Origin of the sequence: Peribacillus sp. NPDC097225 (genome assembly GCF_044761955.1) — a bacterium.
GTDB lineage: Bacteria > Bacillota > Bacilli > Bacillales > DSM-1321 > Peribacillus.
Window position 1 is genome coordinate 361268 of the sequence record NZ_JBIWDJ010000004.1, and the last position, 20044, is coordinate 381311.

Annotated in this window: 20 protein-coding genes, 1 tRNA gene and 1 riboswitch; of the genes, 3 read left to right on the forward strand and 18 right to left on the reverse strand. The window is 43.7% G+C overall.

Annotated elements, in window-relative coordinates; genetic code table 11:
- Positions 1-3: 3 nt before the first annotated feature.
- From ACIQXH_RS14475 to ACIQXH_RS14540, 14 genes are all read right to left on the reverse strand, one after another.
- Entirely contained in the window at positions 4-432 is a 429-nt protein-coding gene (locus tag ACIQXH_RS14475; protein ID WP_402954975.1) for a bifunctional adenosylcobinamide kinase/adenosylcobinamide-phosphate guanylyltransferase, read from the reverse strand.
- Positions 366-1004, reverse strand: a complete 639-nt coding sequence (locus ACIQXH_RS14480) for a histidine phosphatase family protein (RefSeq protein WP_402954978.1) — start codon at positions 1002-1004, stop codon at positions 366-368. The genes ACIQXH_RS14475 and ACIQXH_RS14480 overlap by 67 nt, the downstream gene beginning before the upstream one ends.
- A complete protein-coding gene (gene cobS / locus ACIQXH_RS14485; protein WP_402870151.1) occupies positions 962-1753 on the reverse strand; it encodes an adenosylcobinamide-GDP ribazoletransferase in 792 nt (263 codons plus the stop codon). The genes ACIQXH_RS14480 and cobS overlap by 43 nt, the downstream gene beginning before the upstream one ends.
- Positions 1750-2325, reverse strand: a complete 576-nt coding sequence (locus ACIQXH_RS14490) for a bifunctional adenosylcobinamide kinase/adenosylcobinamide-phosphate guanylyltransferase (protein WP_403124195.1) — start codon at positions 2323-2325, stop codon at positions 1750-1752. The genes cobS and ACIQXH_RS14490 overlap by 4 nt, the downstream gene beginning before the upstream one ends.
- Positions 2298-3371, reverse strand: a complete 1074-nt coding sequence (cobD, locus tag ACIQXH_RS14495; protein WP_402954984.1) for a threonine-phosphate decarboxylase CobD — start codon at positions 3369-3371, stop codon at positions 2298-2300. The genes ACIQXH_RS14490 and cobD overlap by 28 nt, the downstream gene beginning before the upstream one ends.
- Positions 3346-4311: an adenosylcobinamide-phosphate synthase CbiB gene (cbiB, locus tag ACIQXH_RS14500; protein WP_402954987.1), complete on the reverse strand. Its 966-nt coding sequence runs from the start codon at positions 4309-4311 to the stop codon at positions 3346-3348. Before cbiB ends, cobD begins: the two co-directional genes overlap by 26 nt.
- Positions 4308-5780 carry a heme ABC transporter ATP-binding protein gene (locus ACIQXH_RS14505; RefSeq protein WP_402954990.1) on the reverse strand — a complete coding sequence of 491 codons (1473 nt, stop codon included), beginning with the start codon at positions 5778-5780 and terminating at the stop codon, positions 4308-4310. The genes cbiB and ACIQXH_RS14505 overlap by 4 nt, the downstream gene beginning before the upstream one ends.
- 6 nt (positions 5781-5786) lie before the next feature.
- Positions 5787-6842: a FecCD family ABC transporter permease gene (locus ACIQXH_RS14510; RefSeq protein WP_402954994.1), complete on the reverse strand. Its 1056-nt coding sequence runs from the start codon at positions 6840-6842 to the stop codon at positions 5787-5789.
- Positions 6805-7770 carry a helical backbone metal receptor gene (locus tag ACIQXH_RS14515; RefSeq protein ID WP_402954997.1) on the reverse strand — a complete coding sequence of 322 codons (966 nt, stop codon included), beginning with the start codon at positions 7768-7770 and terminating at the stop codon, positions 6805-6807. The genes ACIQXH_RS14510 and ACIQXH_RS14515 overlap by 38 nt, the downstream gene beginning before the upstream one ends.
- A gap of 166 nt (positions 7771-7936) precedes the next feature.
- Positions 7937-8114: riboswitch (cobalamin riboswitch) on the reverse strand.
- Positions 8115-8235: 121 nt separating this feature from the next.
- Positions 8236-9084, reverse strand: coding sequence for an ABC transporter ATP-binding protein (locus ACIQXH_RS14520; protein ID WP_403124198.1), 849 nt, complete (start codon positions 9082-9084; stop codon positions 8236-8238).
- Positions 9081-10079, reverse strand: a complete 999-nt coding sequence (locus ACIQXH_RS14525; protein WP_402955003.1) for a FecCD family ABC transporter permease — start codon at positions 10077-10079, stop codon at positions 9081-9083. The genes ACIQXH_RS14520 and ACIQXH_RS14525 overlap by 4 nt, the downstream gene beginning before the upstream one ends.
- A 14-nt stretch (positions 10080-10093) precedes the next feature.
- The gene (locus ACIQXH_RS14530; protein WP_402955006.1) at positions 10094-11224 is read right to left on the reverse strand and encodes an ABC transporter substrate-binding protein; all 1131 of its coding nucleotides are present in this window, start codon (positions 11222-11224) and stop codon (positions 10094-10096) included.
- A gap of 12 nt (positions 11225-11236) precedes the next feature.
- Positions 11237-11833, reverse strand: coding sequence for a hypothetical protein (locus ACIQXH_RS14535; protein ID WP_402870120.1), 597 nt, complete (start codon positions 11831-11833; stop codon positions 11237-11239).
- Positions 11830-12450: a hypothetical protein gene (locus ACIQXH_RS14540; RefSeq protein WP_402870117.1), complete on the reverse strand. Its 621-nt coding sequence runs from the start codon at positions 12448-12450 to the stop codon at positions 11830-11832. Before ACIQXH_RS14540 ends, ACIQXH_RS14535 begins: the two co-directional genes overlap by 4 nt.
- A 406-nt stretch (positions 12451-12856) precedes the next feature.
- Here ACIQXH_RS14540 and ACIQXH_RS14545 point away from each other — a divergent pair.
- Positions 12857-12930, forward strand: a tRNA-Arg gene (locus ACIQXH_RS14545).
- A 144-nt stretch (positions 12931-13074) separates the two neighbouring features.
- Here ACIQXH_RS14545 and ACIQXH_RS14550 read toward each other — a convergent pair.
- Positions 13075-13764 carry a YetF domain-containing protein gene (locus ACIQXH_RS14550; RefSeq protein ID WP_402955132.1) on the reverse strand — a complete coding sequence of 230 codons (690 nt, stop codon included), beginning with the start codon at positions 13762-13764 and terminating at the stop codon, positions 13075-13077.
- Positions 13765-14261: 497 nt separating this feature from the next.
- On the opposite strand from ACIQXH_RS14550, the gene ACIQXH_RS14555 reads away from it, so the two are divergent.
- Positions 14262-14423: a hypothetical protein gene (locus ACIQXH_RS14555; RefSeq protein WP_402870111.1), complete on the forward strand. Its 162-nt coding sequence runs from the start codon at positions 14262-14264 to the stop codon at positions 14421-14423.
- A gap of 137 nt (positions 14424-14560) precedes the next feature.
- Here the strand turns inward: ACIQXH_RS14555 and ACIQXH_RS14560 are convergent, their stop codons facing one another.
- Together ACIQXH_RS14560 and ACIQXH_RS14565 are read right to left on the reverse strand one after the other, a co-directional pair.
- Positions 14561-14710, reverse strand: a complete 150-nt coding sequence (locus tag ACIQXH_RS14560; RefSeq protein ID WP_403124201.1) for a nitroreductase family protein — start codon at positions 14708-14710, stop codon at positions 14561-14563.
- A 50-nt stretch (positions 14711-14760) separates the two neighbouring features.
- Positions 14761-16953 (reverse strand): DNA topoisomerase III, encoded by a 2193-nt coding sequence (locus ACIQXH_RS14565; RefSeq protein WP_402955009.1) that lies wholly within the window; start codon positions 16951-16953, stop codon positions 14761-14763.
- Between the two features lie 256 nt (positions 16954-17209).
- Between ACIQXH_RS14565 and abc-f the strand changes: the two genes are divergently transcribed.
- The gene (gene abc-f, locus ACIQXH_RS14570) at positions 17210-18760 is read left to right on the forward strand and encodes a ribosomal protection-like ABC-F family protein (RefSeq protein ID WP_402870105.1); all 1551 of its coding nucleotides are present in this window, start codon (positions 17210-17212) and stop codon (positions 18758-18760) included.
- A 79-nt stretch (positions 18761-18839) separates the two neighbouring features.
- On the opposite strand, the gene ACIQXH_RS14575 is transcribed toward abc-f, so the two are convergent.
- Positions 18840-20039, reverse strand: coding sequence for a class I SAM-dependent methyltransferase (locus ACIQXH_RS14575; RefSeq protein ID WP_402955012.1), 1200 nt, complete (start codon positions 20037-20039; stop codon positions 18840-18842).
- Between the last annotated feature and the right edge of the window lie 5 nt (positions 20040-20044).

The following is a 20044-nucleotide window of genomic DNA, read 5'->3' on the forward strand; positions in this document are numbered from 1 at the left end:
CCTCTATTTAATTCGTTGATTGATTCCATACCAAATGATATCCACGCGTGTAGAAATGGAGGCCACATCTTGAAAGATCCATCCGCATGCATCACGCCATTGACGGTTCTTTTTTTCGATTGGAACGATGCCTTTTGATAGATCCGAACCGATGACAACACATGTGCGACCACTTTCTTCTTTCTCCCATATTCGCCAGCCGTCCAGGATTTCCTTCCACTTCTTCCGGATTGACTCCACATCCATGATATTCACATCCTGCCCAATCCACGCATCGATTCCCTGTAGCACGACGATATCCTTTTGAAAATCTCTGAAATCCGGTTGGTCGTTTTGATAGCCTGATAGCCATAGACCCTCAGTATTCAACCCGTAAAATTGCTTGACCCATTTAGTTTTCCCATTATAGGCACCGCCTGTAACAAAGTGCAACGTTCACCCCTCCTCAACCTTTCCTTGTTTTCCCAAATCAGCTCATACCCCTTCGCATGGGGTATCGACCAATCCCAAAAGGGCTTTTCCACCGGTGCATAACGGGCAAGAAGCTCACGTATCACACCTCCATGAGTCATCACCGCATACGTGGAGCTATCCTCATCCGCGATCAACCGGGCCCAGCCATTATGAACCCGCCTGGAAAACTCAGGATAACTCTCCCCTTTAGGAACAGCTGCCACCATGGGATCCTCCAGCCATTTTTGATAATCAGCATTCGTCTTCAGTTCTTCATAAGTTCGGCCTTCCCACCTGCCGAAATTCATTTCACGGAAAGCAGGCCATCCCACTGGATCAACCTCCGGGAACAGATGCCTTGATGTTTCCATGCACCTAAGTAAGTCGCTTGAATGAATCCTTTCATATCTTGGATAGTATCGCTTCCATTCTTCGATATCCCTTTTTCCTTTTATGCTTAAGGGAGAATCCGTCCACCCTAAATAGGCTTTTCGCTCATTGGCTTCCGTCAACCCATGGCGAAGTAGTGTAATAGCCACAGAATCAGCCATAACCACACCTCCACTCCTTCAACTGACGCGCCCAGCACATCACCCGTTATTCCACCGAACCAACGGATGATTTTCCGTTTTATATAAAGGAGAAAGAGTAGTGCGGCGATCCCCATGATCGCGAATAAAGCCATGAGGTTGATATCGATTAAATAAGCTATCGCAAAACTTAAAAGCAGGTAAATCCAATATATGTGCAAGCTGTTTTTCCTGACTGCACTTTGGAAAAAGGCGCCCAGTCCCTCTTTTTTAGCCAACTGCATCCGGCTAAGTAAATAGCCCATCACGCATTTACTTAGAAAGGGAACCATGATAATCAAAAAATAAGTCCATTCATTGATCCGTTCGATGATTTCATACATCCATATAAAGCGGGCAGCTAACAGCACAATGACAGAAATGACACCAAATGCACCGGTCCTGGAGTCCTTCATGATCTCCAGTCGTCGTTCTTTATCTTGGTACGAAAAGAAGGCGTCACTTGCATCAATCCAACCATCAAGGTGCAACCCACCTGTTAGGGCAATCGTTAATACCCATAGCACAAACGCAATGGCTAGGGGGGAAAATGGTGTCCATTCCACAAGCCCGTATAGCACTCCCCCTAATATCAGACCTAGAAACAATCCGACCAAAGGAAACGTTTGGATCGCCCGGTGAATATACTTCTTATCCATTGGAAGTTGTTTCTTTATGGGAAACACCGTAAAAAATTGCAAGTTAATTAAGAATCCAATCCAGCTATTCATTCAGGGATACCCGCTTTCATCCTTAGAGGGACACCTGATTCGACAAGATAGGCCTCATCTGCCCTTTCAACGATCGCTTGATGAAGCAATCCGAGCACTTTTCCGTATGTATGTAGAAATTCATCTTGAAAAATGGGCTCCTGTACCACTTCATTGCTTACGATAATCAGGCTTTGAGCTTCCTTCCTGATTTCACCGATGCCCTTGATTATTTTGGTGAATACTTTATGTAGAAAATCCTCTGTAAGGGGCACATTAGGCAGAAATAATTCATTATCGAGCAACGTCGTCAGGCAATCAAGCAAGACGATTGATTTTGCATCCAGGTCCTTCCCTATTCGGCTAACATCCGTCGGATATTCTGATGTCCTCCATGCAAGCGGACTTCTATGCCTGTCCTGACGGTGCCTATTAATCCGCTCTTCCATTTCGGCATCAGAACTCCGGCCACAAGCAAGATAATGTAGGTTGCCGCCCGATTGAATGGCAAGCTCCACCGCCTTTTTTTCTGCAAAGCTGCTTTTACCACTTCGAACGCCCCCCGTTATAAAATAGAGCCTAGAGTTTTCCACTGTTTTACCGCCTCCATCAATGCCTTATTATCCTGCTCACTTTTCACTGCAAACCGGAGCCACCTGCCATCCAAACCAGGAAAATTATAAGTATGGCGCGGCACGATGCCCCTTTTCAGTAAAAAGGGAAACAGGGAAAGAGACTCGTCCCTCACTAAGTAAAAATTCACCGTACTTTCAGAGACCTCGATATCCAGTTCCTTATAAAAGCGGAATAAATCCCTTTTTTGCCTTTGAATATATGCTCTTGTTTTACTCATATATGCTTCTTCTGCCAAACAGAGTTTGCCTACCTCCAGGGCGATATGGTTGACGCTCCAATGTGGTTTGAAGGTCTTGGCCCGTGTAATAATGGTCGGGTCAGCCAATAGGTAACCCAGCCTTAATCCAGGTATCGCGAAAATTTTCGTCATTGATCGTAAAATGAGCAAATGAGGAAACTCTTTAATAAGAGGTGCATAGGAAAAGGCATTATCCGTAAAATCATAAAAGGCCTCATCCAGCACCATCATGCATTGGGCTTTTTGGCATGCTTCGATTAGTTCCCGTACTGTCTCCTCCTTATAAGAAATGCCAGTCGGATTATTGGGCGTACATAAAAAGATGGCAGCATACTGAGGCAAAAGCGGACGTAATCGATCCAAGTCCAGTTCCCACCTGGGCGCTTCCAGTTGAAAAAAGTCGACCTCGCAACCTGCTGCCAAACAAGATTCGGCATATTCGGCAAAGGCTGGTTGAATGATTAACACTCGTTTATTCGCCAGTTCTTTCGCCACAAGCGTTATGATTTCCGCTCCCCCGTTTCCAACAAGTACAGAATCTTCATGAAGTGCTTCTTTTTTTGCTATCATATGTGTCAGCTCTACGGCATGTGGATCTGGGTAGTCGAGGATACCCTCAAAAAACCCCGACCATCTCTGTTTTATACTAGAGGGTGGACCCAATGGGTTGATATTGGCACTGAAGTCCACATACGATTGTGGCATTTCGATTCCCAGTGCTTTGTAAAGATAATGCGGATTAGAGCCATGAGTTGGTAATTGCAAATAAAAGTCCTCCTAACCAAAGCATCAACAGGAATAAAAAAGAAGTCCGATGCATGATGGTAATCGTTTTTTTTATATGAATCGCTTCTAGCGGAACAATTGGAAGGCCCATTCTAGCTCGATTGGACACCACACCTTTGTACATATTCCTTCCGCCCAGTTGAACGCCCAGGATGGCTGCAACACCCGCTTCGCACCACCCACTGTTCGGACTTGGGTGCTTATGGGCATCCTTGAATAATATAGCCCACCGCCCCTTCCAGCCGTTATGGACTGACTTTGATCCAATCAGCATCAAAAAACCGGTTAAACGGCTCGGAATCCAGTTCACTAGATCGTCAAGCTTGGCAGAAGCCCATCCGAAGTCAGCATATTTATCATTTTGGTATCCGACTATGGAGTCGCATGTATTGATTGCCCTATACATCATGGCAAGTGGCGCGCCTCCGATGGCAGCCCAAAACAGGGGAGCCGTAATACCGTCACTCGTGTTTTCCGCTACCGTTTCAACGGTACCCCGAACAATTTCCGGTTCATCTAGATCTGCCGTATCACGGCCCACAATATAAGAAAGCTTCCTCCTCGCCTTGGCCATATCCCGTGTATTCAATGGTCGATAAACATCCATTCCCGCCCGTCTTAAACTCTTTTGAGCGATCGTGGTGGAAATGAGTAGCGCTTCCCAGATGATACCGGCAGCAGGATGGATTCTATACGCTAAATAGACGGTGATGCCTGTGGCCGCCAACACGAGCAGCAAGATGAGCAGTAGCATGAACAGTCCATTCCGCTTCTTTCTTGTCCCTTCGTTGAGAGCTTCATCAAGTTTATTGATAAGCAATCCTATCCATTTAACCGGGTGTGGCCAATCAGGAGGGTCGCCAATGACCAAATCTAGGATAAATGCCAATGTGATTGCATAAAGATGGTGAAAAATCATAAGCTTTCAATCCGTTTCCTACTATTTTCAATCGCTTCCACCGTACAGTCATAAACGCCACGGCTAATTAACTTCCCGAGGGGCGTGATGGTACCCGCATAACGGAGGGTGGTTCCTCTTTGTGTTGCTGCAATCAAGATGCTATCCGTCGATGTTCCAGTCGCCCATGTGTTTGTCACCTGATCTAAGACATGTAGGTCATGAAGCGCTTTAACCTTCGCCTCGGTAGCTGTCACGATACAGTGAATGAACGCTTCTTCCGCCAAATGGCCATTCACGAAAACCCAGGTATTGATCGTACCCGGCGATGAAGTCCATGAATGCCTGTCTGCCAAAGAGGCATCGATGGCATTCCCTACCCCCGCTGTTACCATGATGAATATCGAAAAACCCTCATCTCTTAGAAGTCGATATGACACTGTATCCAAAAACACGGCCGTCATCATTCCGACGGTTTCCTGCGGTTCAAATCCGTATGTCTTCAAATAGTCAGCCATTTCAGCAATATGGTCATCACAATTGTAATCGTAGTGGACATGTCGATTAACAAAGTGCTGATGCCACCCCGTTCCCGAACCAGTTACGCCGGATGACATGGTTCTAAGCGGAATGGGTGAACTTAAATGAAGGAACTCCGGAGCCTGGTTCAGATAACTTTCATTGATCTCCAAAGGGTCCAGCTCTCCTGTATGCTTCTCGGGTACAATGAACATTTGCGGCTTAGGTAAGGCAGGATGAGGATGTTTTTCGATCTTTGTCCTATATACCTCCTGAATCCGCTCCTGCTGAAGCACTTCATTCGGCACGTCAATCACTTGGACTCGCCCTTTTTCAAGCAACATCAGGCGATCGCAATATAAGCCAGCCAAGTTCAAGTCGTGAAAAATTGAAATGACCGTCAATTGTTGTTCCTTAGCCATTTTCCTCATCAAATCAAGAAGTTCTTTTTGATAAGACAGATCCAGGTGGTTCGTCGGTTCGTCGAGAAAAAGGATTTCCGGTTCTTGTGCAAGAGCTTGTGCCAACAAAACACGTTGTCTTTCCCCACCTGACAAACGTTCAAAATGCATTTCCTGAAAGACTGCCACTCCCGTTTGCATCATCACGCGTTGAACGATTTCTTCGTCTTCAGACGTCCAACTATGAAACCACCCTGTTTGATGCGCATATCGCCCAAGGGCCACGGTATCTTTTACTGTATAGGAAAAAGCCAATGAGGAATGCTGCGGCAAAACGGCGATGACCTGTGCCAGTTGTTTGGACGAATATCCCTGTAGGTCTTTCCCCTTAATATCGATGGTTCCCGCCTGATACGGCAGGATACCGCTAAGCATCCCCAATAGCGTCGTTTTCCCACTTCCATTCGGACCAAGAATACCGAATAATTCTCCTTTTTTTACATCAAACGAGACGGAGTCCAAAACCGTTTTATTATCATATCCTCCTGTTAACCCTTTAACTTCAAGCATACACTTCTACCCTTCTCTCCGTCTCTTTAATAAAATAAATGCGAATGCCGGCGCACCGATAAGCGAAGTAATAACACCTATCGGCAATTCTGTCGGTGCGATGATCGTTCGTGCCACCAGATCAGCCAATATTAAAAATCCGCTTCCCACAATCATTGATAATGGCAACAGATGCGTATGGTCTGGCCCCCAAATCCTGCGGACCAAATGGGGGATGACCAGCCCTACAAAGCCAATCGTCCCTGATACGGCAACGGCAGCCCCTGTCAGTATCGAGCCGGCGATCAGAATCAGCATCTTCCTCCGCTGAACATTCACGCCTAGGTGCCTCGCACGGTCTTCCCCAAATGTCATGGCATTCAATTCGTGGGTATTCATCATCAAAACGAGAGAACCAAGGAGGAAAAATGGCAAAATGATCGTGACATGACTCCAACCACGCATCGAGACACTTCCCATCAGCCAGCTGATGATTTGCCTTAACTCCTCACCCGTCAATGCAATCATCAATGAGATGAAAGCACTTAAAAACGAGCTGAAAATGATACCGGTTAAAATAATCGTTTCTACCTTCATGGAACGATCCATTTTTCTTGCAAAGGTCAATACGCAAAAAATCGTCAACAATGAAAAAAGAATGCTTAATGTAGGCAGTGTATATAGGCCAAAAAACGGCAGTGACAAATTCAAAAACAACGTTAATACTGCACCAAGCGAAGCCCCTGAGGATATTCCCAGGGTATAGGGGTCAGCTAGGGGATTCCTGAGCAATCCCTGAAATGCTGCCCCTGCTATTGCAAGGGATGCCCCAACCAAACCTGCAAGCACGACCCTCGGCAGGCGGATATTCATCACGATATTCGTCAGTGTCCCATCCGGTTCCATGGCCAGGGGCAAATGAAGGACTTCCTTGCCAATGATTTGCAAAAGCACTGGTATCGGAACGGAAACCGATCCTAAGGAAATACCGATCAATATCGAAATAACCAAAAATGATAGGGCAAATACATAGGCCAATGCCCGTTTAGTTTTTAAATACGTTCGGATAGACTGATTTGGCAAGTTCCTCTACTCCCTCTATAAGCCTAGGACCGGAACGAGTGACAATATCTGAATGGACATCGAAAACCTCACCATTCTTAACTGCCTGAATGTCGGCCCATCCATTTCTTCCCGTTACCTCTTTGACTGGATCTCCTGTGTAGTAACCATAGGTTGTAATGATGACATCCGGGTTGGCCGCTATCATCGACTCTTCATCGAGTTTTACCCAGCCATCCAATTCACCTGCGACATTATCCGCTGAAATGATGTCCAGCATTTCATCCATGAAAGTATTTTTTCCCGTTGTATAGATTTCAGGTGACGGTGAAACCTCTACAAAAACACTTTTTCTATCCTCACTCTTGATTGCCTTAGCCTTTTCTTTGATCTTTTCCAGCTTGGTCTGCATCGTCTTGACGATTTCCTTTGCCTTATCCAGTTCCCCTATTGCCGTTCCAATCATCTCGATAGACGTATACACTTCTTTAAAGCTTTTAGCATCATTCACGATTATAACTGGAATACCCGCATCCTTAAGCTGTTGGATTCCTTCTTTGGAATTATGGGCACTCTCATGAGCAAGAACGATATCAGGCTGCAAGGCTAAAATCATCTCTGTATCTATTTCCATTCCACCTATCTTCTGAATATCTTTCGTTTCTTCCGGGTAATTGTCATTTTCAGACACTCCAATCACTTTCTCACCCGAACCTAGCGCAAAGACCGCTTCTGTATTACTTGGGATTAATGAAACAATTTTTTCTGGTTTCTGCTCGATGGTGACTTTGTTACCCACTGCATCTTGTAACGAAAGCGGGAAGCCCTGGTTAACAGCTTGTTTTGTCGACTGGTTTTCTCCTGTTCCATCCTGGGAGGCATCGCTACAGCCAACCAGTATACCGACCATCAATCCCATCACAAGCATGAAACTATATATCTTCCTCATCTTAAAACCTCCATCATTTTTGAGTTCATTTCTGGACCTTCACACATGTGTTGCGAATATCAAAAGACATACAAAAAAGCATCCCCCATCAAAACGGAGGATGCATGTATGGCAACGGAACAAAAAAGGGACATAGCTCTGCCACACACCTCCCCATCCGCGTGGTTACCGGTGTACAATTTTGGCAGGTCTCCTGGCTCATGGTCATTGCTAACGGCACCTTCCCATATTATTCATACAGTGGTATACATCCGTTAACTCCCATTTACAGTGGCGCGACCGCGTTGGCATTTCACCAACTTCCCTTTCAAGTCCTTACAGACACCAAATTGTTCATATGTATATAATTTCACTGCCTTTCATTATACACCATTTAGGAAATCGTATTATATGATATTTCAGATTACTTTAAATTAAGATTTGGAACGCAAAAAGGCAACCATCACATGGCTGCCTTCTATAGCTTTAGATGTCACTATTAAAACGGCATGTACTTTGATCACGTAAAAGACCTAGATCTTTCGGCACCATCGTTTCAATCAAAAAGTCATCCTCTTCCTCATAAATGATTTTCTTCATTTCGATTCCGAAGTACTCTTTCATCCGGGCTTCCGTCATCACTTCGCGGACTTCGCCATACACCACACGCTTTTCCTTGGCAGTCATTAAAACATGGTCAGCCAAGTAGAATGCGTGGTTCGGATAATGCGTGTTTATGATACAAGAAATGTTCTTCTCTTTCGATAACCGCTTAAGTGTCTGTAAAATCACGATTTGCTTTTGAATATCAAGATGCGATTCCGGCTCATCAAGAATCAATACATCCGGATTCGATACAAGCGTCCGGGCAATCAAGGCCAGCTGCAATTCCCCACCACTGACGGAATTACAGGACTTTTTGGCAAGGTGCGCAATGCCAACCATTTCAAGAGCAGCGATGGCAGCCTCCCGGTCCTTTGCAGAAGGCTGGGACAGCGTACTGATATAAGGCGCCCTTCCCATAATGACAAGCTCTTCCAAAGTAAATCCGAAAACCATTTTATGTGCCTGAGGAACATAACCGATTCGTTTCCAGATCGTTTTGCGTGATAGCGCAGTAAGCGGCTTTCCGTCGATGAGCGTTTGACCCTTTTTCCAATCAAGAAGGCCGGTGATACACTTCAGCATCGTGGTTTTACCGGCACCGTTCGGGCCAAGGATCGCCATGATCTCTCCGTCATTCAACGAAAAGTCAATGTCGGTCTGGTAAAGAAAAGGAGCTTTCTCTCTTTTTTTAGCATAGAAAAAATTCCCTCCCTGCACCTCGATTTTCATGACCACCCACCTCCTGTCTTTCTAAGTAGAATCGCAAAGAATGGTGCGCCGATAATGGCTGTCAATATCGATAGCGGAATTTCCGTAGCGGTTACAGAACGTGCCAGGTTATCGATCAGGAGTAAATAGGCGCCACCAATCGATAGGGATACCGGCAGGACAAGTTGATTGTTGTTCCCGACGAGCATTCTTGCCACATGAGGGATAATCAGTCCTACCCAGCCGATGATACCGGCTATCGCTACAGATGAAGCCGTAATTAACGTCGCACCAAGAATGACCGTCCACTTCAATCTAGTGACCGGGATACCTAGCGATTTTGCTTCATCCTCAGGTAAGGTCAGTAAATTGATTCTCCAGCGTAGTGAATATAAAATCAAGATGCCGACAAGGATGATTGGTCCACCCACATATAAATCCTTGTATGTGGCCGTTCCAAGGCTTCCCATTAACCAGTATGTGATGGCTGGCAGCTTTTCCTCAGGGTCGGCGACAAACTTAATTAACGAGATCAACGCTTGGAAAAGGGCGGAGGTGACAACCCCAGCCAAAACAAGCATGAAGACCGGTGAATCTTTTTTGCCGCTGATTATGAACGTGAAAACGATGGCGGCTAAACCACAGCCAAGTGCCAAGACTTGAGATGCAAAACCATGTCCCAATAATAAAATCCCAAGGGAAGCACCGAACCCAGCACCTGCAGACACTCCTAGGATATCGGGACTGACCAAGGGGTTGCCGAACATCCCTTGGAAAGAGGCGCCTGCAATCGATAGGCCCGCACCGATTAACAAGGCCAGTAAAATTCGTGGCAGACGTATTTGAAGGACCACTGTTTCTTCCATCTGTGTCCATGTTGGCTCGATTGGAAACACAGTTGAAAGCAATATTTTAATTTGAGTCCCTAAGTCCATTCCAAAGCGTCCGATGCTCAATGATAGGAGAACCATCGCAATGGGCAATATCCAGAAGAGGACCGTTTTCCATTTTTTCATTTTTATTCCCTACTTTACTGTTTTGCGGCTTCGGAAGATGGGTGAAGAATGTTCTCTACTTGTTCTTCCGTTACATCATAATCATAGAACTCTGAGTAGTAATCCGTGATTTCATCCTTCATATCATAATCAAATAGCTCGGGATGATTTTTCTGAGCCATCCATTTTAACATAAGAGGTGCATCACCGCTTGGTGGGAACCATCTATAGATGCCCAGCGGAATTTTATATACATTTCCTTCTTGTACAGCACTGACCTGACTCCAATCTTGTCCGTTCACTGTATTGTTCGTTAGGTCTTCAGGCTGAGTTGTCGAAAAGTTCGTAATGTAGATGATATCCGGGTTCCATTTGTAGATTTGTTCCATATTGACTTCTTTTGTTCCTGTAACTTCTTCTGCTGCTATATCATAGGCCCCTGTAGCATTTAACCATTGGTTACTAAAGAAGCTCTTCCCACCGACCATGATGCTTTTATCACTGTGCTGATAGAGGATTAATGCTCTAGGCTTGTCTTTATCCTTAATGCCATCTAATTTCTTATCCAATTCGGCTTGAACGGCTTGGCCCTTTTCCAAGAACTTGTCCGTTCTTTCGGTAGTGCCCGTAATTTCCCCAGTCAGTTCCAACCAACTGTTGAAGGTAGCCAATGGCTCCGCAGCTGCTGCATCCATAGGGTTGAGTGCCACAACCGAAACACCTGCATCTTCTAATTTGTTTATGGACTTTTGGTCCTGTGCTTTTTCAAAGTAAAGTTGCGGATTGACTTTCATCAATTCTTCCACGTTCACTTCGCCATTTTTAATGAATGATGTATCTGCCTTTAAAATATCGGGTGATATTTCAGAAAGAATCGAGTTTTCCGCGGCATTATACGCATTAGGATGCAAGCCGACAACTTCCTTCGTCGAATTTGTTGCTACATACCAAGTCGAGAAGTACGGAAGAATGCCACCGACCGCAATACGTTCCACTTTACCTGGTACCGTTACATCACGGCCAAGTTGATCTTGAATCACTTTTTCCTCTGCAGTCGTCTGTTTTTCTGAAGTATTGCCTTTCGAATCATCCCCAGAGTTTCCACAGCCCGTAATCAAAGCGGCCATCGCAGTGGTTGCCGCTAACATTGTCCATTTCTTCTTCATAAAACTTCCTCCTTATCCTTCTCTAAGCCACTTAGCCATCCCATGTAAGAATGGTTTAGATTGGTCGATGAATCCAAGTCCAATGTGGAATATTGGATCAAGGGTGGTAATGATCAATTCGCCTTTATAAGACACATCATCGGTGTAGATGATCGAGCGACCGTCGGGAGTATTCACAAGTGATTTTGCCCCTTCCGGAACTTTGAACGTCCCGTGGTAATGCCACTTCATATCTGATAGGGATACATGCTGATATAAAGGATGATCTGTATTTTCAGCCATTAAAGGTAAATCTCCATGCTCCTTCACCCACCAACTGAAATTCACTTCAGATTCCTCCCAGTCTATACCAGGAAGCCAATTATCCAGCACTTCACCGAAAACGACTAGACGTTTTCCCTCTTGAAGGAACTTCACGAAAAGCGATTGGTACCGTTTTAAAAGCATTAGGGACATCCGATCATTAACAATTAGCGTGTCATATTGACTTAAATCATATGTATGGAGCTGACGAAGTTGAAGCACATCATCATACATATAAGCAAACTCATCCATTTGAAAGAAACGATGATGGAAACTATAACCGTTATCTAAGATTGCCACTTTCATTGCTTTGTTTCCCCCTTGTTTGCTTCATACTCTTCGCGTATCCAGTCCAAAATTTGTTGACGTAGCACACGCGAACTATTTTCTTGGATTCCAAAGCGGTACAGATCCGTTCCTGCACCCGCGACAATCGTGCCACCGGTCGTTTTTCGGTCAATGTAAATGATTGCTTTTCCTTCTTGGTCTTCAACGATTACTTCCGAATGTTCTGGAGCCTCAAGATATCCTCTTGAGAAAAAGCCACGAACCCCTTTTTTATAATTCAAATCATAAGGGTCAATTCCTGCGAACATAGGATGTACAGGCTCAGTCAAGCGGATTTCACGGTCCTTCAAAGAAATCGGAGAACGCATCCAATTTCCGCAACCAGGTAACCAAGGTAGGAAATTTTCGGTTTGGGAAAGAATGACGCCGCCATCATTCAAATAATTTTCGATGATTTCTTTATGTTCAAGTAAAAAGGCCTCTTCCACGAAATTAGTCACGATGACCCCAGCATATGCCGAGAAATCAGCAAATGGAATATCATACAATTGCAAAGAAACCAAACCATTTTCATGATCGATGTCTTTAAGTCTTGTGAATTGAATATCAGTACTTATATAGGCTATAGGTTTCATAATCAACCATCTTTCTTATATTGATATAATATTTTTTCGATTGTAAATATTGTCAAATGTTGATTTAACGGGATATAATCACTTTTATTTATTACTTCAAGATAGAATATTTATGTTTATCAGTATAAGTGATAATGATTATCATCGTCAACAAAAACTTTTATCCAGTTGGTTTTATCAAAAAACTAGTGGGGTAACTGATGGACTCCACCGTAGTTAGCCTTTCTCTGTCGAACGAAAAAGCATGGCGCGAAAGGTATTTATCGCCTTCTTCACACTGCCATTCAGACACTACAAGGCAGTCAATATAGATAATTTCCCATGAATATTTTCGCAACAAGAGGCTATAACCTTGAAATGTTTACTAATAACAAATATAATAAGAAAGTCGTCGTTACCTTTATATGTCCCAGTAGCTCAGTAGGATAGAGCGACAGCCTCCTAAGCTGTAGGTCGTAGGTTCGATTCCTATCTGGGACGCTAAATGGAAAACAGCCAAAACCTTGTAATATGGAGGTTTTGGCTGTTTTTTTTATTGGAACAATGATAAAAGTAGAAATATTGATGTAAGTTGTTTATTAAAAGAGGGATATGGCATCCAGCCTGTCCAATTATTCATACCATTTAATGAAGACTGCCTTCCTTTATGTCCATATAAAGTGTTCGGTCTGATTGAACTTCAGCATAAAAGACATCAGAGATTGATGTAATACCAGCTTTAGCTAATTGACCATTCAACCACTCCATATCAAGGTTTAACTGATCCAGGTTATCCATGTTGACTACCCCATCCGAAATAACGCCTGTTATGATGGGCGAAGGGTTCTTTTGAAGATTTCCAATATTCATGTCGCCTCTTACGATAGGCTGTTTATGTTCTTTCTTCATAACGGAAAGCTTACCCGTAATTTCAAAAATGGCATACTCCACTTCAGTGATTGAGAATATACTTTTTTGCCTAAGCAATGCCATTAACGTATCTGCATCCAAGTTAACCTTGCGAAGTGGTTTTTCCATCATTTTACCGTTTTTGATAATGATAAGGGGTTCCCCATCAATTACTCTTCGTGCTTTTTTAGACTTAATGACAATTCGTCCAGATAAGATCGTAAGTAAACTCCATATCATTAAGGCGACTATACCATTTTGAATGCTTAAACGATGGTTGAAAGAAAGATTTCCCGCTATTGAACCGATGGAAATGGCAGAAGCAAAGTTGAAGAATGTCATCTCTGAGATTTCTTTTCTTTCCATCACCCTTGTTAGAGTCAAAAGAATAACAAAGGACAATGATGATCTAATGATTATTTCGATAACCCCAAATCAATTCCCCCTTTTCTACAATATTATTTCCACCATTGATAAAAATATCGTAAAAAGGTTATTTTTCTCGAAGGCGAAATAATACAAGACTCTAAATAATAATTACTCGTATATTTTTTTACTTTTTTTGAAAAAATTGTTTAATCTTGTCCCGATCGGGTAGATAAATAGTGTAAGACATTCTCACCAAAGGAGATGATGTGCAAGATGAGTACTATCAGAAGCCAATGGAACAAAGAGAATGACGCAGCGGTGTTTAGTCCCGGTGATCAGCGTTAGAAGCTAGTGAAGCTTTCATGAAAACCACGAGGAAAATACAAATCTTCTCATCCAAAGGAGGATACCAACATGAGTATTTACAGCCAATGGAATCCAGAGAATGACGAAGCAATTTTCAGTCCAGGTGATCAGTGTTAGAAACTAGTAAAGCATTCGATGAAAACCATGAAGGAAAATGACAAATCTTCTCACCAAAGGAGGATACCAACATGAGTATTCACAGCCAATGGAATCCAGAGAATGATGAAGCAATTTTCAGTCCAGGTGATCAGTTGCCCTTCAGTGCGCTCACACCATTAGAAACGGTCAAACAGACGACCGATAAAACACCTGAATTTGATTTACAAGGTACCGTACTGAATAAAATCTAATTGATATTGATGAATGATAGAAAAAGGATGGAGCAAATCTGCTCCATCCTTTTTTCATATTCAGATGAACTTCGCTACTTCATCTAACGACAATCTTGTAGTTTGGAAAGAAGGTGAAGCTGCCTTCCCTTTTGCAATTAAGACAATCGGAACATAACGTTCAGCACATCGAATCTTTCAATGAATTGTTGTTTATTATACCCACCCATTGTAAGTGTGTCGTATCCCTTAGATTTCGCTATTAGCATAAGCTGCATCGAAACAAGTCCAGCATCAAAATTAGCCATACTCTCCCTGGTTTCTCTTGAAGCATCATTCCGATACTGGACTTTTCCTATTATTTATCGAATTTCAGTTTCGCCAATGCATCCGCTAATGCTGTATTGATTGGCTCCTCTTTGTTTTGCTTTTTCATATAATTCGAGACTTCATTTTTAGACACTTTCTTATTCTTGTTTTGACCTTTTCGTTTGTTATATGAAGAAAGCTTTTCATGAAAGCCACATTTACATGTGAACGTCTGTGCTTCTCCTTGCCCTCTCATTTCCATTTTCTTATGGCATTGTGGGCATCTTGCATTTGTTACACGTGAAACACCTTTTTTATGCCCGCATTCTCGGTCTTGGCAAACGAGCATTTTCCCTTTTTTACTGTTTACTTCAAGCATCAACTTGCCGCAATCCGGGCATTTTGTACCGGAAATGTTATCATGCTTGAATTTTTGATCACTCGTCTTGATTTCGTGAACGATATTTTTCGCATAGGTGCGCATATCCCCAATGAATGTACGCTTATCAAGCGTTCCGTTAGCAATGGCTGTTAGCTTCTGTTCCCATTGTGCGGTCAACGCTGGCGAACGTAGATCTTCGGGAGCCAACTCGAGGAGCTGTTTACCTTTTGAGGTAACATGAAGACCTTTTCCACGTTTTTCAATCAGGAAACTATTGAACAATTTTTCAATAACATCGGCCCGGGTCGCAACGGTGCCGATTCCCCCGGTTTCCCCCAACGTCTTAATGAGTTCCTTGCTTTCCCCAGCCATGAAACGAGCGGGATTTTCCATTGCAGATAACAAGGTGCCCTCATTGAATGGCTCCGGTGGTCTTGTTTCTCCCTCTGTTTGTTTCACTGCCGTGATGTCTAAGATGTCACCATTCTCGAGTGTCGGAAGCAATTGCTCTGTAAGGCCATCACTTGCCTCTTCTTCCTCGAACTGATGATCATAGACTTCCTTCCAACCTGATTTCAAGATGACTTTTCCTTTAGCGACGAATGTTTCACTGCCCACTTTTGCGGTAACGGTCGTTTGCTCATATTCAAATGGTGGCATCAGAACCGCAAGGAACCGTTTGACGACAAGGTCGTAAATTTTCGATTCCTTGTCACTCAATTTACCCGGTAGAGGCGTTTGCTCAGTAGGTATGATGGCATGATGATCACTAACCTTGCTGTCATCCACGAATGATTTATTGGCCTTGATTGGGCTACGCAAGATTCTCGATGCATATTGGGCATATGGCTTGATGCTGACTGCCTGTAATCTTTCTTTCAGCGTCTCGACCAAATCCGAGGTTAAGAAACGCGAGTCCGTTCTTGGATAGGTCAGGACTTTATGTCCTTCATATAAACGTTGCATGATGGAAAGTGTCTCTTTCGCCGAATAACCGAATTTCTTATTGGCATCCCTTTGTAGCTCAGTTAGGTCATATAACTGGGGCGCAAAATTCTTCTTATGGGCTTTTTTCACTTCCACCACTTCAGCCTTTTTGTTTTTCACATCAGCAAGGACTTTGTCTGCCTTTGCCTTTTCGAATGTGCGTATATCTTTCGAATGGGCGTCTTGCCAGACAAGGCGTAGTTGAGATTCTGCCGTTGCCGTAACGCCATAAAATTTCCTTGGCTGAAATTGTTTGATTTCCTTTTCCTTGGCAGCTATCATCGCTAGTGTAGGCGTTTGAACCCTTCCGCACGATAACTGGGCATTATGCTTCGTTGTCAGTGCCCTTGTAGCATTCATACCGACAAACCAATCCGCCTCGGCCCGAGCAACTGCAGAGGCAAATAGATTCTCGTACTCTTTCCCATCCTTCAGCTTGTTAAATCCATCCTTAATCGCCTTATCAGTTACCGATGATATCCAGAGCCGCTTGATTGGTTTTTTAACATTCGCTTTTTCCAGAATCCAACGTGCAACGAGCTCCCCTTCCCGTCCTGCATCGGTTGCGATGATGACGTCCTTGACATCACTGCGGTTCAATTGCGTTTTTACCGCTTGAAACTGCTTTCCGGATTGCTTGATTACGACCAATTTCAAGGATGGAGGCAACATAGGGAGGTCTTCGAGCCGCCATGTTTTGTATTTTTCGTCATACGTTTCCGGATCTGCATGGGTAACTAAATGACCAAGCGCCCAGGTGACGATATACTGACTTCCTTCCAAATAACCGTTGCCTTTTTTTTCGCAATTCAGCACTTTTGCTATATCTCTTCCGACCGATGGTTTCTCGGCCAGTACGACTGTTTTACTCATCAAATACATCCTTTCCCTTTTAAACTGATTCTCTCATTATCTCATATATTTTTAGTCAGGGCGATAAAGGACTAGGGACTAACAACTAATGTCGAAGTGACTTAGGCAGACCGTCTAGTTGGTGAACCATTTATCGGTGGACCCCACCTAATTCATGCGCAATATGTAAATTACTAGATTAGATAGCAATCTAGTACAGATTTTAGTATGATGAAACGTAGAGATTTTTTCAAAATAATTGGGAGGTTCAACATAAATGAGCTTACTTTCTATAGATAATTTGGCACACAGCTTTGGTGATCGGACATTATTCAGAGATGTTACGTTCCGTTTGATGGCTGGGGAACATGTAGGCCTCGTCGGCGCTAACGGCGTAGGTAAATCAACAATGATGAACATTATTACCGGGCAACTGATTCACGATGAAGGCCGAGTTGATTGGACACCTGGCGTTGAATATGGCTACCTTGACCAGCACACCGTCCTGACTAAAGGCAAAACGATACGCGATGTGTTAAGAGATGCCTACTTACCTTTATTCGAGCAGGAAAAAGCTTTGAATGAAGTGACCGAGAAAATGGGTTCAGCGACACCAGAGGAACTTGAAGAACTTTTGGAACAAATGGGGGAAATCCAAGATAAACTCGAAGCTGGGGATTTTTATAATTTAGATATGAAAATCGAAGATGCGGCACGCGGGTTGGGCTTGGATGCGATAGGCCTTGAGCGTGACGTTTCTGCTCTGAGTGGCGGACAGCGGACAAAAGTATTGCTGGCGAAACTGCTATTGGAACAACCCCAAGTACTACTGTTGGATGAGCCGACAAACTACTTGGATGTAGAGCATATCCGTTGGTTGAGCAGCTACTTAAAGGAATATCCTAACGCATTCCTATTGATTTCACATGATACCGAGTTCATGAACGGCGTAGTTGATGTCATCTTCCATCTAGAATTCTCGAAATTGACCCGTTATACGGCGACATACGAAAAATTCCTTGAACTTGCTGAACTGAATAAGAACCAACATATTAATGCATACGAAAAACAGCGGGACTTCATTAAAAAGCAGGAAGACTTCATCGCAAAAAACAAAGCCCGTTATTCAACTTCTGGCCGGGCAAAAAGTCGGGAGAAACAATTGAATCGCATAGAACGTATCGACCGTCCGGAAACGGCGATGAAACCGACTTTCGATTTCAAAGAGTCACGTGCGAGCAGCCGATATGTATTTGAAGGGGAAGATATTGAAATCGGCTATGACCGTCCATTACTTCCAAAACTTTCAATGAACATAGAGCGTGGGGAGAAAATTGCCATTGTGGGATGTAACGGAGTGGGGAAATCCACACTGTTAAAAACGATTCTTGGTAAAATCGAGCCACTAAGCGGGAAAAGATCACTTGGTGATTTCCTCTTCCCTTCTTATTTTGAACAAGAGGTACAAGCAGGCAACACGACACCGATCGATGAAGTGTGGAACGCATTCCCTCATCTCGATCAACCTCAAGTACGTGCTATCCTCGCGCGGGTTGGCTTAAAAAATGAACATATCACTCGCCCGATGGCCCATTTAAGTGGTGGGGAACAGTCCAAGGTCCGCTTATGTAAGTTGATGCTTACAGAAAGCAACTGGCTTCTGTTCGATGAACCAACAAACCATTTAGACGTGGTGGCCAAGGAAGAATTGAAACGTGCATTGAAAGAATATAAAGGAACGGTTCTGATTGTCTGCCATGAACCCGATTTCTACGAAGATTGGGTCACGAAAGTATGGGACGTCGAAGAATGGTCGAACAACAACTAAATGAACGGTCAAAGAGGGTGCCGCATACATTGCGGGCACCCTCTTTATTTTATTGAACGGGACTGGTCATGCTCAATGATTAATGCATGTCCCCACTACGTTCAGCTACTAACGTATACGTTTTAGGTATCCCAATGTCATGGATTTTGTGGTTTGGTTCTTCTTCAAGGACTTTGATGATCAAACCGGATTCTCCGACTGCCGTTATGAGTTCACCCATGGTCCATTTGCGTTGGACCACTTTCGAAAGGCTTTGTTTATCTTCTTCAGGCATATGTTTGGAAAAAGCCACCTCGTTATTTTCAATGGCAGGAGCAAAATAATTGCCTGTCACCTTATGTTTTTTACCAGAAGAGGTTATGAGTTTCGTCGAAATTGGATGGAACTCATGCAGCACGAATCGTCCCCCCGGCTTCAACATCCTTTTTACCGTTTCGAATAATGGCTGCAGATCTATGAGATAGTGAAGGACACCCAGTTCCATCAAGACCAAGTCCTGGTCTCCTAATGCATGTTCGGGCGGCAAGGACAGCACATCCGAGACAATATATTCAATGCTGACGTCGGATGATTCAGCCAGTTCGTTCGCGAAAGTAGCATTTTCCCGAGAGAAATCCACGACCTTAACGTCAGCTCCCAACATCGCCATGGCGACTGCCTTGACCCCATTCGATCCCATTAAATGTGTGACTTTCCGACCCACTATGTCTCCCATATATTTATAAAATGGATGCAATCTCCATCGCGGGTTGTGCTTGATCTTCCCTGCCAATTCATCCGGTTTACCGTAACGGTTCACAAGGGCTAGATAATTATTTTGATTCCAGGCCTGTTCATTTTCAGCTGTAAAGCCCTTTTGTGCCGATAATAGATACGCATGGATTTCATCACGATTACTCTGCATTTCAGCATTGTAAAGGTAGCTGTATAGGGATTGGCACCAAAGCTCGGTTTCCCCTACTGGTATGAGTAGTCGGTAAGGATCCGTTTTAATTGTCCTATTGAATAAACAGCGGACCGTAATCAGTATTCCATCCTTTTCAACCTGGAAAAAGGCTGTTTCAGGATTCTTTTCGGGCTGTGAAGGAGCATGATCTATGAAAAGGGAAAATGTTTCATCAAAAACATCCCACTGCACGTCGACCGAGACATTTATAGTATCCTTTATTTCAACCCCTTGTATAAATAAAGCGGAGGGTCCCGTAAATTGATAGGGAATGTTTTCATCCTCAAGCAATTCCCCTATCCATGTAATTGTATGTAAATAGTTTCCGTTCATGCGAA